This window comes from Massilia sp. BSC265 (assembly GCF_000740675.1).
In the GTDB taxonomy this organism is placed as follows: domain Bacteria; phylum Pseudomonadota; class Gammaproteobacteria; order Burkholderiales; family Burkholderiaceae_D; genus Telluria.
The window spans coordinates 64,533-80,775 of sequence record NZ_JPXI01000019.1 but is presented as its reverse complement, the minus strand read 5'-3'; the positions used below and the strand labels follow the sequence as shown (position 1 = coordinate 80,775).

Here is a 16,243-nt window from a genome sequence, read left to right as displayed (position 1 = left end):
GGGACTCGGTGGAAAGTTGTGCAGTGAATTCATGTGGGAAGTCGCTCAGTTGGTGTGCCCAGCAGCACAAGCAGGGCGCGCGCCTGCTCGCGCCAGGTCATCCAGCGCATGCCTTGCGGGGTCGGATGGCGGCCCTCGGCATGCAGGACCAGCCAGCCGCGCACGGCCTCGGCCAGCGCGGCGCCGTCCAGGCCCGAGAAGTAATGCGCGTGCTCGCCCGCGACCTCGCGGAACACGGGCAGGTCACGCGCCAGCAGCGGCAAGCCGTGGTGGGCGGCCTCGATCAGCGGCAGGCCGAAGCCTTCGCCTTCGCTCGGGAACAGCAGGCAGGTGCTGGCCTGGTAGACCTGCTCCAGGGTGTCGTCGTCGATGCCGTCCAGCCACAGCAGGCGCTTGCCCAGTTCGGGACTGGCGCGCAGGCGCTCCATGATGCGCGGCAGGGTGCGGCGGTCGGCGTCGGCCAGCGGCTTCCAGCCTTCCCGGCCGACGATCACCAGGTTCAGGTCTTCGCCCGCGGCCCACAGCTGTTCGAACGCCTGCAGCGCCTGCAGGTGCCCCTTGCGCGGCTCGATCGTGCCCACCATCAGGAAGCTGGGACGGGCGGCAACCTGCTGCGCCACCGGCGACGAAACCGGTACGCCGGCATGGCGCACCTCGAGGTCGGCGCCGAGGTGCAGCGCGGTCAGCAGCTGGCCCGGGCGGCGCGCCGTCCCGCGTTCGGCCAGCCAGGCGGCGAGGTCGTCGCAGACCGCGTGCGAGATGCAGATCAGGCGATCGGCTTCGCTGGCGATGCACTCCAGGTAGGCGGCGTGGGTGACGTCGGCGTGCGGCGGGAAGAATTCTGGATGGAGCACCGGCAGCAGGTCGTAGACCGTGAAGTTGATCCACACGCCCCGTGCGCGCCAAGCCGCGTACAGGCCGTTGCGCGCCGCTTCCATCGCGGCGTGCGGCGAATGGTCGGCGCAGTAATAGATGTCGCCGGCCAGCACGTCCACCACCGGGTCCGGGCCTTCCAGCACGGTGTCGATGCCGAGCAGGCGGGCGGCGTAGCTGCGCGCGTAGCGGTACTGGGGCGGGCCGTCCCCGGCGGCCAAGTAGACCGGCTCGACGCGGTAACCGATCGCGCGCATCTGCAGCAGCTCCACCAGCTGGTTGCGCACCACGCGCTCGATGCCGGTCTTGAGGTCGTTGCGCGCGATGTTGGTCACGTCCAGCAGCAGCTGGCGCGGCTGCAGGGGATCTGGGCAGCGCGCCACGCAGCGCGCCAGGCGCTGCAACATGGCGTCGTCGCTGTCGAGGCCGGGGGTGGCCAGCAGTGCCGACAGCAGCGCGGGCCGGCCGCTCTTCTGCTTGCGCTCGGCCACGTCGAGCGCCTCCTTGTACATCTGGCCGACACGCTCGGGGCTGTTGCGGGTGCCCATCAGGGCGAAGCCGGCGGCGCCCAGCGCGCGGCGGCGCGCATCGTCCGCATGCAGGGTCTCGAGCGCATCGACCAGGGCGGCCTGGCTGAACGCATCCGGCAGCATCCAGACGGCGTCGTGCGGGAACTCGGCCATGGCGCCGTTGGCGTTGATGATCACCGGGAGCCCGTAGATCATGCAGTCGAGCACCGTGCCCGAGGTCTCGCCGCGCGAACCGGTGCGCAGCTGCACGCCGATGTCGGCCGCTTGCAGGTAGCGGAAATAGTCCTCGTCGGAGGTCCAGCCGGAAATCGTCACGCGCTCGCCGGCGCCGGCCGCGGCGATGGTCTCGGTCATGCTGCGGCCGTAGTCGCCGCCATGGTTGGCGCCGACGAAGACCAGGCGGCAGCGGACATCGCGGTGCAGCTGCGAGGCGAGCCAGGCCTGCAGCAGTTCCAGGCAGTGCTTGGTCGGCGCAACGAAGCCAAAATTACAGACCAGGAAAACATCCTCGCCGATGCCCAGCGCGCGCCGGGCGGCCGCGCGGTCGTTCTCGGCCGGCACCGCGCGCGGCAGCTGGGCCGGGCTCCAGTCGGCGCCCGCCTGCGGTCCGTACCAGTCGCGCGCCAGCTGGCGTGCGTACTCCGAGTGCACGATCACGTGGCTGGCGTCCTGCAGGATCTCCAGGTTGCACGGATAGTCCTGCTTGGTGCGGTCCAGGCCGTCCGGTGCGATGCTGGACTGCACCGCGGCGTAGCCGTGCGAATGCAGCAGGCTGCGGGTCCAGACGCCCGGCATGGCGCCGGTCACCTGTTCGTAGGAGATCATGCTGCTCAGGAAGAAATCGTGCAGTACCACCACACCCGGATGGCGCTGCAGCAGCGGCATCATGTGGCTGTGGAAGGGGCTGTTGCCGAACTGGTAGACGATGTGCTGGTAGCGCCCGGGGTGCTGGTCCAGCCAGGACAGCGGATGGCGCGGCAGGTGGGCCAGTTCGGGCGGCATCTCGACCTTCTCCTGGTGCACGATCAGTTCCACTTCGAAATGGGGCAGCAGGGTCGGCAGCACGCGCACGGCGTAGTCGGCCACGCCGGTGCGCTCCGGCGGTAGCGGCGACAGGAAGGCGATGCGTGGCCTGGACGGCAGGGGGCACACGGCCGCGGGCGCTGTGGGCACTGTAGCGCGCGCGGCCGCTTGCGCTTCCAGCGCGGCGATCGCGCGGCGGGCGCTGTTGTCCCAGCTGAACTTGCGCGCCTGGAGTGCGGCTTGTTCGCGCAGGCGCGCCTGCAGGGCCGGGTCGCCCAGCACCTGCGCGATCTTGGCCGCGATCGCGGCCGGCTGGCGGCCATCGAACAGCGCGTCCGGGTTGCCGATCACTTCCGGCACGCTGGTACTGTCGGCGCCGATCGCCAGCGCGCCGCAGGCCATCGCTTCCAGGGCCGGCAAGCCGAAACCCTCGTGCAGCGACGGGAACACGAACAGCGCGCAGCTGCGGTACAGGTCGATCAGGTCGGCGTCGCTCAGGTAGCCGGTCAGCACCAGTTCGTCCGGCCCCAGGCTGTGCTGGCGCGCCAGGTCCGCCAGGCGCTGGCGCTCGCCGTCGTTGATCTTGCCGGCGATGACCAGCTGGTGCGCGGCCCGCTGCGGCTGCGGCAGCATGCCGTAGGCGGCGATCAGGCCGTCGATGTTCTTGCGCGAATCGAAGCCGCCCGGCGCGCACATCAGTACGGCGCGTGTGATCCCGAGGCGCGCATGCAGCGCGGCCAGGTGTGCCGGGTCGGGCGCACCGGGATGGAAGGTCTCGTCCACGGCGGTCGAGATCGAGACCACGCGGGCCGGATCCAGGCCGAGGGCATCGATCGCTTCCTGGCGCGAGTAGTCCGAGATCGCCAGCAGCAGGCCGGCCTGGCACAGCGAGGCGATCTTGCGTTCGTAGTAGCTGCCCTGTTCCGGCTGGCGCAGGTACTGGTCCGGGTTCAGGAAAGGAATCAGGTCGTACAGCACGGCGGCGGTGACGGCCTCGCCCGGGTCGCCCACGTTGCCCAGGCGCCCGATGGAGACGACCGCATCGTCCACGTAGCCCTCGAACAGGCTGGTAACCAGCACCGCGTCGGGACGCAGCTGGGCGATCGCGTGCTCGCGCAGCAGTTCGCCGGCGCGCGCGCGCGGGCTGTTGTGGGCCTGCACCTCGGCGGTAGGCGCGGGAACGTCGAACAGGCAGATGCGCTCGGCCGGGACCAGGCCAGCGAAGGCCTGGCGGATGTCCTCGATGGCGCTGCCCAGCGCTGCGTTCAGCACCAGCCAGACCTCGTGCTGGCCCGCATTGCGTGCCACACCGAGGGCCAGCGCCAGCGAGTAGCGCCCGATGCCGCGGTAGCGGCTTTCCGACTGGGCGCCCTGGAGATCAATGACTATGCGCATCTGGCTTCCTTGCTTGTTCCTGTTTCAGTTGGCGCAGCTGCTGGTAGGCGCGCGTGGCGCGCGGGGACAGTTCGCCCGAGGCATCGTCGAGCACCACGCGGGTGGCGCCGCTATTGTCCAGCATCATGGCGTACAGCCGCGCTTCCAGTTTCGGCACCCGGCGCAGCACGGCACGCGCGGCGCGCTTCAGGGCCGGACGGCGCAGCACGGCGCCGCAGAGACGGCGTGCCAGGCGCACCGCGCGCGCCTTGGCCGCGCTGCCCAGGCGCCCCTCGGCACGCGCCTTGCGCAGTCGGATGACCACCGCCGAGACCCGGCGCAGCGGCTCGGTGATCCGCCATGAGGTGCTGTCCAGCATATCCACGACGCGCTGCGACATCTCGGCCGCATGCGCCTCCACGTGCGCGAGGCGGGCTTCCTGGCGCGCGGCCTGCTGGCGCAGCTCGTCGATGTGGGCGGCGAGATGGGCCTGCGCCTGGGCATGCACGGTGGTGACGTCGATGGCGATCTGTTCGGCGCGGCGCTGGATCCCCCCGATGATGTGATGGAGCTCGGCATGCCGGCCGGCCGCCTGTTCTTCGTAGCGGTGCGCGAGTTCGCCCAGCGTGAGACCCCAGGATCCGCCGAAGGCGGCGTCGAACGGCGCCTGCAGGTCTGGCGGCGCGGCCTTTTGCGCCACCACGGCGTAGTCCGGGCTGACGCCTTCGAGCACGCTGATCAAGGGCACCCGTTCCGCCGTGTGCAGCGCCGGGTCTTCCTGCAGGCGGACGATGCGCTGGCGTGCGAAACCGGCGTATTCGGCGGCGAAGCCGAGCAGGCCCGGCGGCAGCGGGTGCAGGTGCGACGGGTCGAGGTAGAAGCTGGTGGCACCGACGGTCAGGTTTTCCGGGTTCGGCGTTTCCATGATCAGGAGACCGCCCGGCTGCAACACGCGCAGCGCTTCGGCGATCAGGTCGCGCACCAGGTCGAAGGGCAGGTGCTCGACCAGGTGGAAGCACGACACCATGGCCAGGCTGTCGTCCGGCTGGGCGCGCAGCGCGGCCAGCGCGTCGCCATGGCGCGCATTCAGGCCGCGTTCGCGGCAGGCGGCCAGCATGCCTTCGTCCAGGTCCACGCCCTGGGCGTCGAAACCGCTTTCACCCAGCAGCTCCAGCCACTCGCCGCGGCCGCAGCCAAGGTCGAGCACCGTGCGGCTGCCCGGCAGTTGCAGCAGCGGGTCGGTGAACCGGGCATAGGTGCGCAGCCGGTCCTTGATGAGGTCGCGCGATCCGCGGAAGCGGTCCTCGAAGGCGCGGTAGAACGAAGTCTGGTTCAACGTTGGATCTCCAATTGCGGTTCCAGCCAGCTGCTGCCGACGAACTCGCGGCGGTTCATGTTCATGACCATGAAGATGGCGGCGAGGTCGCGCCATTCGTAATTGTCGGCCAAATGCGTTTCATTGCTCGTGAGCGCGGTGGTGATCGAGTAGCTGCCCGGCCCCAGGTTGAGCGGGAAGCGGAAGCGGTACTCGATGGTTTCGCCTGCGCGCAGGCCGGTCAGTGCCTGGTCGAGGTAATGGGTGTTGGTGCCGAAAATCTGCTGGCCCAGGCGGTCCTTGATCATGTAGCCGAGCACCAGGCGCGGCAGCGATTTGTTGACCTTCACCCGGATCCGCAGGGTCGCCGGCACGCCGACGTTGAGCACCTCGAGCGCCTGGCCGGCCTCGTTTTCCAGCGCCACCTCGACCACGCTGGCATGGCCGTTGCCCGAGGTGGTCTGGACCCGGCCTTCCGGCGTGCGCACCTGTTCCACCGTGCTGCCTTCGCGCTCGGCGATCAGGGCGTTGTAGTAGTCCATGACTTCTTCCGGCGTGCCCTGCTTGGCCAGGCGTCCGCTGTCGAGCAGGATGGCGCGATCGCAGATCGACTGCATGGCGGCGCGGTCGTGGCTGACGATCAGGAGGGTGGTGCCCTGCTTGCGGAACTCGCGGATGCGCTCGAAGCTCTTGTGCTGGAAATAGGCGTCGCCGACCGACAGGGCTTCGTCGACGATCAGCACGTCGGGGCGGCGCACCGTGGCGACGCTGAAGGCCAGGCGCATCTGCATGCCGGACGAATAGACCCGCACCGGCTGGTCGATGTAGTCGCCGATCTCGGCGAAGGACTCGATCTGCGGCATCAGCTGGGCGATCTCGTCCACCGTGAGGCCCAGCAGCTGGCCCGCCATGAACACGTTCTGGCGCCCCGTGAAGTCGGGGTGGAAGCCCATCCCCAGCTCGAGCAGGGCCGCGACCCGGCCGCCGATGGAGACGCTGCCGGTGGTCGGCTGGGCGGTGCCGGTGATCAGCTTGAGCAGGGTGCTTTTTCCCGCCCCGTTGATGCCGATGATGCCGACCGCGTCGCCCGGCGCCAGCTGGAAGCTGATGTCCTGCAGCACCCACTTGAGCTTGTGGCGCGGCTTGTTGCCGGGCAGGACCCATTCGGCCAGGCGGCTCCAGCGGTTGCCGTACTGCTTGTAGGCCTTGCCCAGGTTGTCGACGATGATCGCGCCCATTACAGTTCATCCACCATTTCGCCCGCGCGCTTGCGGAACAGGTGCAGGCCCAGCGCGCAGAACAGCAGGGCCAGCAGCGTGACCGGGATCAGGCTGGGCCAGTGCGGCAGCCGGTTGTCGAGCAGGATGCCCTGGCAGGCCTGGATCACGGCGGCCATCGGATTCCAGGCCAATAGGGGCCGGATTTCCTCGGGCAGGGCGGCAAGCGGATACACGATCGGGGTGAACCAGAACCAGAACTGCAGCACGATCGTGAAGAACTGGCCGACGTCGCGGAAGAACACGTTCAGCACGCCCAGGGTCATGGCCAGGCCGATCGCGAACAGCACCAGGATGGCCAGCACCGGCAGCAGCGCCAGGTAGGTCCAGCCCGGAAAGGCGCCGGACAGGGCCAGGAAGGCCGTGAACAGGCCGAAGATGATCGCGAAGTTGACGAAGGCATTGAGCACGACCACGATCGGCAGGCAGATGCGGGGAAACTGGAGTTTCTTGATCAGGTTGGCGTGTTCGAGAAAGACGTTCTGGCCGCGCGTGGTGATCTCGGCGAACAGGCCCCAGGTGAGGATGCCGGCGCACAGGTAGATGCTGTAGGCGAAGTGGCCGACATTGCCTTGCAGGCGGGTACCCATCACCTGCGAAAAGATCACGGTATACACCAGGATCATCGCCAGGGGGTTGAGGATGGTCCAGGCGGCACCGAACAGCGAGTTGCGGTATTTGGCCTGGAATTCGCGGCGCACGCTGCCCGCGATGAAGCCGCGGTAGCGCCAGACGCCACCGAGCATGAATCGGGAAATCATCGATGTAGGACGCTGGTCAAGGGATCAGGAAGGCGGATGGCGCTGCGCGCGGCATGCACCTGATCCTGCAGATAAGTTGCGGATTATAACAGGATGCGTAATGGTAATTTACGCATTAACAATTGTTACAACTTCCACAATAAGCCATCGGCGAGGGCAGGATCTAGCCCTGGATCAGCTTTTGCAGCTCATCCGGCTTGACGATCGTGATTCGGTGCGTGCCTTTCTGGATGATCCCGGCCTGGGTCAGGGCCAGTAAGGCACGCGTGACGGTTTCGCGGCTCGTATTGATCATGTTGGCGATGTCCTGGTGGGTTGGCAGGTTTTCCACCACATGAACGTCGCCATCTTTTTTTTCCTTCATTAAATTGAGGAAGGTATAGATCCGCCGCGAGGTGTTGTGAATGCTGAGCAGGGAACGGAATTCCGAGTCGCGCTGCACCTTGTCGGCCAGGAAGCGCAACATCTGGTTGGCAACCGGTGGCGAATGCGAGAAGAGGTACAAGGCGGTAGCGCGCGGCAGCAGCGCTACCAGCACCGGCGTGAGCGCCACGACCGATGCCGAGCGCAGCGCACCATTGATCACCGCGATCTCACCAAAGAAGTCGCCCGGCTGCAGCATGCGCAGGCCGACGGCGCGGCCATCCTCGGTCACGTCGATGACCTGCAGCGAACCGGTAAGCAGGAACAGCAGGCTGTCACCGGGTGCGCCTTTTTGCAACACGATGTCACGCTTGGCGTACTGGCGAATGCGCAGGTCGGCTTTGACGCGCGCCATGTCCTCCTCGCTGAGGTTGGATAGCAAGGGGATCTTGCGCAGGTGAATCTGCAGGTTCAGCTCTTGCGACGCCGGTTCATTCGCCGCGACGGCGGCCGGATCCGGCACCAGTTCGTTGGCGGCGATGTCCTTGTCTGACTCGTTCTTTCGTTTGCTCGAAGATGTCATTCGTTTCTCAGATCACCTGTAACAGTCCGAAAACCAGGGTGGCCGCGGCAATGCCGGCCGTGTTGGCACGCATGTCACGCCAGCAAAAACTGCGCCCAGGAACCAGTTTCTGCAAGAGTTCGATCGCGAGGCCGGCCAACAGCAATCCAAGCAGCCACAACGCGCGTCCCATCCAGGCAGGTTCGATGTGCAGCGCAAGTGCGCTGAGCCCTGCAAACGCGACAAAATGCAGCAGCTTGTCATGCGGAAGCGGGGGGAGCCAGGTGGCGGGCAGCAGGCACCCGAGGGCAACTGCGGAGGCCGCAGTCACGAAGACAATTATTTCCCAGAACATACAATCAGAAATTATCCCAGCGCAGGCTCAGCTGTAGGGCACGACTATTATATTGGAACAGCGAGATGTTTTCGCGGTTGAAAGTGCCGCGCCATTCCAGCACGACGCTCTGGTATGGCCGCAGCTGCCACTGGCCGGCGGCACGTACCGTCGTCGTGTTCTGCAGCCGGCGGGTTTCGATCAGTCGCGGGGAGTAGATCCGCTCGCTGCGCCAGTGCTGGCGCGTCAGCCCGGCTTCGAGCGTCAGGCGCTCGTTCACTTCCCCATACCACTGCAGGCTGCCGAACCACCCCTTGCGGTCGCCGCCGGGGCGACTTTTGGAGCTGTCGTCCTGCAGCCGGGTCAGGGTCGCCTGCGTGAGGCTGCGCTTGCTGCGGTAGCCAGCAATGCCGCCGAGCTCCACCGTATTGCTGTCATACGCCGGGCGGGTCGGATAGATCACGCGGCTGGCGTTCGCATACAGGGCGAACTCAGCTCCCGGCGCTAGTTTGAGCGGCGGCGCCAGGCGAGCTTGCACCTGCTGCTGGCGCTGGTACAGCGTGCGGTCGAGCGTCACATAGCCGAGCACGGCCGTGCCGCGCAGCCGCCAGCCGCCTGCTGTCCAGGTATGTTCGACGGCGCCGAGCACGGACGCGGTGTCATGCGTCCGCTCGTGCTCGTGCCAGCGCGAGTAGGCCTGGACGATGGCGTTGGTCCCGCTGTTGCCGAGCGGCTTCAGCCAGGAGGCGGCCAGCTGGCTGAAGCCGTCGGCCTTCGGCAGGAAATCCGGGTCGAGTTCGTACTCGGTGAGGGTGCTGCCGGTGCCGATCGAGAAGCGCGGATCGCGTGCGCCTTGGTTGACGTTGTCGTCGCGCCCGCGGGTGGCGACCACCAACCACGCGTCCCGGCGCGCGGCTGGCTTGCCGCAGCCGGTGGCACGATAGCGCGCGATGGTTTCCACGATGCCCGAAGGCAGGGAAAACCCCTGTTCAAGCCTGACAAACAGGCGCTCCGCCTCTGCCGATTTGCCGAGTTCGCATTGGCTGATCGCCAGGTCCAGCCAGGCGCCGGCATGCCGCGGCTGCTGGTCGACCACGCGCTGAAGCATGGCCGATGCCTCTTCGAGCTTGCCATCCGACAAGGCGCGCAGGGCGGCGCGGTACAGTTCTTCCTGATGGTCTTGCGGGTTCTGTTGCGCATGGGACAAACATGACGACAAGGCCGTGGCCAGCACGGCAATGCGGAGCAATCGATTCATTTGGTCTGCTCCAGCGCGCGTTCCAACGTGTACACGCGTATCGGGCGGCCCTTGCCACGCAGCTGGCGCTCGCCCAGCGGCAGCAGCCGGTGGCGCCGTGCCAGGGATGCCGTGCCTTCGCCAATGATCACGTCGTGCGCGTAGTCGCGCGCGGCCTGCTCCAGGCGCGCGGCCGTGTTCACGCTGTCGCCCACGGCCGTATAGATGCTGCGCGCGGCGGTGCCGTAGTCGCCCGCCATTGCCGTGCCGCTTTCGATGCCGATACGTACCCGCAGAGCCGGCTTGCCGTCGGCAACCCGGACGGCCGAGAACTGGGCTACTTCGCGCAGGATCTTGGCCGCCGCGTCCAGTGCCAGGTCGGCGTGCTCGGGGTTCGGCAGCGGCGCGCCCCAGAATGCCACCAGGCCGTCGCCGGTGTACTTGTCGAGCGTGCCACGGTGCTCCAGTACGGGGCGCGTCAGGCATTCCAGAAAGTCGGTGGTCAGGCGCGACGCGTCTTCCAGCGAGAGCGACTCGACCTGGCTGGTATAGCCCTCCATGTCCGCCACCAGGGTCGTGACTTCGAGGCGGCGTGGCGCCAGTGGATCCTTCAGGTCGCTGCGCAGCAGTTCGTCGACGACTTCGCCGGCAACGTACTGGCGTAGCGTACCCAGCAACTGGCGCGAACGGCGCTGTGCCAGTTCCCAGTGGAAGGGCACCGCAACCGCCAGCAGGTACAGGCAGCAGAAAAGAGGCGCCGCCGGTGCGAACACGGGGTCGCGCGGCGCCAGCAGCGCGGCAATACCCAGCCATAGCAGCGCGCTGGCGCCCAATAGCAGCGTGTTGGCTGCCGCCGACATGCGCGGCAGCGTGAAGCTGGTCAGCAGCACGACCGCCAGAACGAAGGCAAAAGCAATTGCCTTGCCCGGCAGGGGGGGCGGCGCCAGCCCCTGCTGGCGGTCGAGCAGGGAGGTCAGCATCGATGCATGCACCAGCAGTCCGGCACTGGAAGCGCCCAGAGGCGTGGATACGCGGTCGCCAATGCTCAGCGAAGATGAGCCGATCAGCACCAGGCGGTCGCGCGCCATCCCTGCCGGCATCTGCCCAGCCAGCAGGTCGCCAGCCTTGAGGACGTCATAGGCCAGCCAGTCGCGCGCATATGGAATCCGCTCGATAGGGCGCAAGGGCGGTAGCGACGCCTTGCTCGTTGTGGTGTCGCCGCAACACTGGAGCAGGGCCAGCGACAGCGTAGGATAGATGTGGCCCTGGTAACTGGTGTGCATCGGCAGTCTGCGCAGGGTGCCATCGGCATCCGGCACCATGCCGATGTTGCCGGCGTGGCGCGCCTGCGCGAAGCCCTGGTGATTGGCCAGGAAGCCACGTGCGAGCACGGCGCTACCGGCATCGCGCGCCGGCTGGCCGGCGACCAGCCGGCCCCCGGCCAACGGCTCGGGGTGATCCATGTAATCGAACATCTGGGCCAACACGACCGGGCCGTGGGCTGCCAGCATGGCCATGCGCGTGTCACCCAAAGGATCGGCCGGCTTTTCCATCAAAATATCGAGTGCGACTCCGCGCGCACCGTCGGCCAGCACGAGTTCGATCAGGTCGGCAATGCGCGCGCGCGGCCAAGGCCAGGGGATCTGCGCCACGCTGCTCTCGTCGATGTCGATGACCAGCACGCGTCGTTCCGGCACCTCACTTGCCCGCAGCTGGATGAATTTATCACGCAGCCACTCGTCCGCCGCGGTGGTCAGGGCAGGTCCACCGTGCCATTCCAGCCATCCCGTAATAACGAGTGCCATGAGCGCGATCAGGCTGCGCTGGAGGCTTGTGTCGCGCACGGCAGTGCGCAGGAAGCCGGGAATTCTCATCTATATAGGAAGTGGGAGCGTAGATGACTACGAGAGGCTGAGCAGAAACACGAAGTATAAGGGGTGCATTGACTACCTGGAAATATTTGCCCCAGGCGAGCCCAAGTGTAACAATAGTGGATTGTGACGCCTGTCACAGACTTTGGCAATTGTTTCCGGACAATGCTAGGTAAGGAGAATTCTAACTATGTTACGTCAACTCGCTGTGGCAGCAGGATTGTTGTGGTCGCTTACCGACGCCGCGTTCGCGGCTGAAGCCGGCCGTGTGGTGTTCGTGACAGGCCAGGTGCAGGTCGGGCGCCATGCCGCCACGCAGGACACAGTCGTGGCGGAGGGTGACGAATTGTCGACTGGAGCCGATGGCTACGTGTACGTGAAGACCGTTGACAATGGTTTTCTGATCCTGCGCCCGAACAGTACCGCCCGTGTCGTGGTGTACACGATCGACAAGAGCGACCCGTCGAAGACCCAGGTCAAGCTCGAGTTGCTGCAGGGCGTGGCCCGCACGATCTCGGGGCGGGGTGTGAAGCAGGCGCGCCAGAATTTCCGCTTCAATACTCCGGTCGCGGCGATCGGCGTGCGCGGCACCGACTTCACGGTGTACACCGACCAGCAGACCACCCGCGTGGCTGTGCTCTCCGGCGGCGTCGTGATGAGCGGCTTCAGCGCTACTTGCCCAGTGGCAGGTACGGGGCCCTGCGAAGGGCGCGACGTGCGCGAGCTGTTCGCCGGTCAGGCCGGGCTGCTGTTGCAGGTGGATCGCGGCAACCATGTGCCACAGCTATTGCAGAACCCGGCCCTGTCCCCGGATCAGGCCGAAAAGCCGCGCGGCGACGAGCCCGCAGTTAAGCAGGCCTTGCCGGCGTCGCCGCTGGCGCAGATCAATCTCGATCCGCAACGGTCGGAACAGTCGCTGAGCAATGTGCGGCCCGTTGTCGGGCAGCTGCCCCCTGCGCCGCTCCCGCCAGTTGTCGTGGTGCCGCCGCCGGTGGTCGTGGAGCCGCCGCGCCCGGACGTGCCGGCGGTGAAGGAGATTTTCTGGGGCCGCTGGGCAGCGCTGGCGGAGCGGCCTGCGCAGCCGGGCCGCATCGACGACCCCGAGGTGGAAACCATCTATTACGCGCCCTATGCCATTTCCAGATTAAAGAATTCGGCACTCGTCATGCCGAAGGAAGGTATGGCAACTTTCAAATTGATGGATGGCGAGGCAATTATGACAAGCGACGGCGTCGATCGTCCTGCCAGTATCGATTCCGGCCAGCTGAGCATGGATTTTTCGAGCCGGACGTTTGCCACTTCGCTGGTCGTGAAAGCGGGCAGCGTCGGTGCCAATGTCATCGGCAGCGGCATCATTACCGACAGGGGAATGCTCTATGAAGACCGGAGTTCGGAAACGCTCATTCGCGGTTATCTGGGCGGTCCAAATGCGGAGCAGGCTGGTTATATATTCAAGAATTACGCAAATCCCGGGGTAGTCGTCAGCGGGGCGACTTTGTGGGGGCGATAAGCGCGTCAATACATAATGCATATGCATATGTAGGTGTCATTCCGCATGCGCGTGAAACTATTGGAGAGAATTGTGAAAAATTTGTCGCTAATAAGTAAAAAAGTTTCGGATTGTGATGGCTGTCACAACACGACTCTGGCGATGTGGCAATATACTTCGCAGTTCTGCGATATTGTTCCGGAAATAGTCGAAGACTGACCGGAAGCAGACTTGGTTCTAACCACACATTAAAAGGATTTCACACCATGGCAGCACAAGACTACACCAGCGTAGTGCAGCAACTGTACATCTCGTACTTCGGCCGTCCGGCCGACTACTACGGTCTGCAGAACTTCTCGGCACAGCTGGACGCAATGAAAGCGCCGAAGACCTTCGCTGAAGTTCAGGCTGCTGTGCAGGCTGACAAAGCCGGCACCTCCGCCCTGTCGAAGCTGGTGAACACCTTCAACAACTCGGCTGAATCGAACGCCCTGTACGGCACCGACAACAGCCAGATCGGCATCTCGAAGTTCGTCGCCGCGATCTACCAGAACGTCCTGGGCCGCGAAGCCGACACCGCTGGCTTCAACTTCTGGGTCAACGCCATCACCTCGGGCACCCTGACCAAGGCCAACGCCGCTGCCGCCATCACCGCAGCTGCAATGACCAACACCTCGGACCAGGGCAAGCTGGACGCACTGGTTGTGAAGAACAAGCTGGACGTCGCTACTGCCTTCACCACCGCACTGGATACCCCGACCGAAATCAACGCCTACTCGGGTGATGTCGCTGCCGCTACCGCACGCGGCCTGCTGGCTGGCGTGACCAGCACCACCACCGTGACCGGTTACCAGGCCACCATCGACGCAGCCATCACCGGCATGACCGTCGTTCCGGGCGCAACCATCGCTCTGACCGTCGGTGTCGATACCCCCGCCGGCACCGCTGGCGATGACATCTTCAACGCCATTCCTCAGACTGCAGCTGGCGCTGACGCTGACACCTTGGGCGCATTCGACGTGATCGACGGCGGCGCAGGCAAGGACACCCTGAACATCTACACCAAGCCTGGCTTCAACGTGACCCAGCAGGGCACCGTCAAGAATGTTGAGACCATCAACATCTACAACGCGACTGGTGCCACCTTCGCCTCGACTGGCCTGGATGCATCGAAATTTGTCGGCGCAACCAACATCAACCAGGCGGGCGTGACCGCTGCTGCCGTGACCGGCCTGGCTGCGACCACCACCGCAACCTTCAGCGGCACCTCGACCGACACCACCGCCATCAGCGTGACCGCTGCTGCCGGTGCATCGTCGGCGAAAGTTGTCCTGAGCGGCGTGACCGGCGAAACCAGCGCCGACGTCGCTGCCGTTCCGGCTAGCAATGGTCCGGACAATCTGCCAGGTACTGCCGATGACGTCGCTGCTGTCCCAGCTGTCGTCCAGCAAAACGGCGTGACCGTGAACGTCGCTGGCGCCGCACTGTCGTCCGTCAACCTGTCGGGTACCGTGGCTGCTGCCATCCCTGACAGCAACACCTCGTGGGTCAACCTGAACGTCAAGGCTGGCGCTAGCTCGGCTGGCGCGTCGGTCAGCACCGTGACCGTCAACAGCGCGCTGCGCACCACCCTGACCGTGGCCGAAAGCGCTGGCACCAGCGGCACCGTGACTACCGTCGACGCATCGGCTTCGACCGGCAACATCACCTACGTCGCCGCCAACACCGTGGCAAACGTCAGCACCGGTTCGGGCGCTGACCGCGTGACCATCAGTTACGCAACCGCTGCTGCTAGTGGCACCGACGCTGCCAAGAACGCATCGGTCTCGACCGGCGCCGGCAACGACAACATCACCATCCTGACCACTGGCACCGGCCTGACCACTGTTGATGCTGGCGCAGGTAACGACACCATTACCGTCACCAAGGTGGCAGGCGCTGGCCTGAACATCAATGGCGGCGAAGGCAACGACACCGTCGTCCTGCGTGGCGCGGCCCTGGCAACCACCGACGTGATCGACGGCGGTGCAGGCACCGACACCATTTCGCTGGCTGGCGCAGGTACGCGTACCGCTGACGACTTCATCGTCTTCAACAAGCTGCTGAAGAACTTCGAAACCATCAAGTTCACCAGCGCTGAAGGCGGCACCACCGCACTGGACGCATCCCTGCTGGGCGCCAACTACACCACCATCGACCTGGCTGCCGGTTCGACCGTTGCCAACGTCGGTGCTCAGTCGATCGTCGCAAACGGCGCCCTGACCGTTTCGGCTTCGGGCTTCAAGCTTGATGCAGCAAACGGCAATACCTACGCCGGCACGCTGAACATCACCGAAAAAGTCAACGGCACCGTGAACGCCAACGCTGACGTCGTCAAGCTGGCAGTTACCGCAGGCACCTCGGCTGTTGCTGCTACCCTGGCAGGCAATGCTCAGTCGGCCATCGTGACCCTGACCAACGGTGCTAACAGCACTGGTACCGCTGACACCATCGCCAGCGTCTCGCTGAACACTGGCACCAGCAATGCTGACCTGGCTTCGCTGACCCTGTCGGGCAACGGTTCGGCCACCGTCACCAACGCAAACGGTTCCGACCTGGTCACCGTGGATGCATCGGCTCTGGGCGGCAAGCTGACCCTGGGCGCGAACGCAGGTACTGCCATCAATGGCCTGACCTACGTGTCGTCGAACGCTGCAGTCGAAACCATCAAGCTGGGCGCTGGCATCGACAGCGTCACGCTGAACGCTTCGACCTACGGCAAAGTGGACACCGTGACCGGCCTGAACCTGGTCCTGACCGCCGACGGCAAGTCGCTGGCAGCTACCTCGGACAAGCTGTTCATCACCGGCGTGAGCAATGCAGTCAAGTTCACCACTGCCCAGACCGACTTCGACCTGGCGCTGAAAGAAGCGGCTGCATACAAGGTCAACGGTGTTGATGCGAACACCCTCGTGTTCAGCTTCGGTGGCGATACCTATGTGTACCAGGACGTGGGCGGTAACAACACTGTTGACGCTAATGACATCGTCGTCAAGCTGACCGGCGCCGTGAACCTGGACGCCCTGGTCGTTGCTTTCACCACCCCAGCTCCTTAATCGTTTCTGATTCTCGGGCCGCGCTCCGGTGCGGTCCTTGAACTGATACGCGAGGACAGCTGCCGGGCAGGTGGTGCGACTTTCTGTAGCGCTGTCGAATGCGGAGCTTGCTCTGCTGGGTGTCGGCCAGATGGAATAA

The 16,243-nt window shown here is 65.4% G+C and carries 10 protein-coding genes; 2 read left to right on the top strand and 8 right to left on the bottom strand.

Annotation, left to right across the window (positions count from 1 at the left end; all coding sequences use genetic code 11):
- Positions 1–29: 29 nt before the first annotated feature.
- The 8 genes from MA09_RS03280 to MA09_RS03245 form a co-directional block, all read right to left on the bottom strand.
- Positions 30–3,821, bottom strand: coding sequence for a glycosyltransferase (locus MA09_RS03280; RefSeq protein WP_036245462.1), 3,792 nt, complete (start codon positions 3,819–3,821; stop codon positions 30–32).
- On the bottom strand, positions 3,805–5,136 hold the full coding sequence (locus MA09_RS23560; RefSeq protein WP_051933124.1) for a bifunctional 2-polyprenyl-6-hydroxyphenol methylase/3-demethylubiquinol 3-O-methyltransferase UbiG: 1,332 nt from the start codon (positions 5,134–5,136) through the stop codon (positions 3,805–3,807). The genes MA09_RS03280 and MA09_RS23560 overlap by 17 nt, the downstream gene beginning before the upstream one ends.
- Positions 5,133–6,353: an ABC transporter ATP-binding protein gene (locus MA09_RS03270; protein ID WP_036245461.1), complete on the bottom strand. Its 1,221-nt coding sequence runs from the start codon at positions 6,351–6,353 to the stop codon at positions 5,133–5,135. The genes MA09_RS23560 and MA09_RS03270 overlap by 4 nt, the downstream gene beginning before the upstream one ends.
- Positions 6,353–7,153 (bottom strand): ABC transporter permease, encoded by an 801-nt coding sequence (locus MA09_RS03265; RefSeq protein WP_036245460.1) that lies wholly within the window; start codon positions 7,151–7,153, stop codon positions 6,353–6,355. Before MA09_RS03265 ends, MA09_RS03270 begins: the two co-directional genes overlap by 1 nt.
- 163 nt (positions 7,154–7,316) lie before the next feature.
- Complete coding sequence (locus MA09_RS03260; protein WP_036245459.1) at positions 7,317–8,099, bottom strand: Crp/Fnr family transcriptional regulator; 783 nt, start codon at positions 8,097–8,099, stop codon at positions 7,317–7,319.
- A 7-nt stretch (positions 8,100–8,106) separates the two neighbouring features.
- Positions 8,107–8,433: a VanZ family protein gene (locus tag MA09_RS03255; protein ID WP_036245458.1), complete on the bottom strand. Its 327-nt coding sequence runs from the start codon at positions 8,431–8,433 to the stop codon at positions 8,107–8,109.
- A 4-nt stretch (positions 8,434–8,437) separates the two neighbouring features.
- Positions 8,438–9,670, bottom strand: a complete 1,233-nt coding sequence (locus tag MA09_RS03250) for a tetratricopeptide repeat protein (RefSeq protein WP_036245457.1) — start codon at positions 9,668–9,670, stop codon at positions 8,438–8,440.
- A complete protein-coding gene (locus MA09_RS03245) occupies positions 9,667–11,454 on the bottom strand; it encodes a CHASE2 domain-containing protein (protein ID WP_081897397.1) in 1,788 nt (595 codons plus the stop codon). Before MA09_RS03245 ends, MA09_RS03250 begins: the two co-directional genes overlap by 4 nt.
- Positions 11,455–11,710: 256 nt before the next feature.
- Here MA09_RS03245 and MA09_RS03240 point away from each other — a divergent pair, with 256 nt between their 5' ends.
- Entirely contained in the window at positions 11,711–13,030 is a 1,320-nt protein-coding gene (locus MA09_RS03240; protein ID WP_081897392.1) for a FecR domain-containing protein, read from the top strand.
- A 245-nt stretch (positions 13,031–13,275) separates the two neighbouring features.
- Complete coding sequence (locus MA09_RS03235; RefSeq protein ID WP_036245453.1) at positions 13,276–16,104, top strand: DUF4214 domain-containing protein; 2,829 nt, start codon at positions 13,276–13,278, stop codon at positions 16,102–16,104.
- Positions 16,105–16,243: the final 139 nt, after the last annotated feature.